The sequence below is a fragment of the Nocardia cyriacigeorgica genome (assembly GCF_010868145.1).
Lineage (GTDB): Bacteria > Actinomycetota > Actinomycetes > Mycobacteriales > Mycobacteriaceae > Nocardia > Nocardia cyriacigeorgica_D.
The window spans coordinates 1-274 of sequence record NZ_JAAGUY010000099.1 but is presented as its reverse complement, the minus strand read 5'-3'; the positions used below and the strand labels follow the sequence as shown (position 1 = coordinate 274).

Genomic DNA, 274 nt, shown 5'->3' with positions numbered 1-274 from the left:
CCACCGGTGCGCGCCGCGCTGTTCCGGCTCGCACCGGATGACCACGTCCTGGTGGTGGTGCTGCACCACATCAGCGCCGACGGCTACTCCATCGCGCCGATGACCCGCGATCTGGTCACCGCGTACCTGGCGCGTACCGCCGGACACGGCCCGGAATGGGAGCCGCTGGAGATCCAGTACAGCGACTTCAGCGAATGGCAGCATGAGCTGCTCGGCGCGAGCGACGACCCGGAGAGCCTGGCCGCGCGCCAGCTCGCCTACTGGACCGGCGAAC

Annotated in this window: 1 protein-coding gene; it reads left to right on the top strand. The window is 70.1% G+C overall.

Annotation, left to right across the window (positions count from 1 at the left end; translation table 11 throughout):
• Nucleotides 1-274, top strand: a 274-nt coding sequence (locus GV792_RS28915; RefSeq protein ID WP_163828154.1) for a condensation domain-containing protein, incomplete at both ends; no start/stop codon positions are given.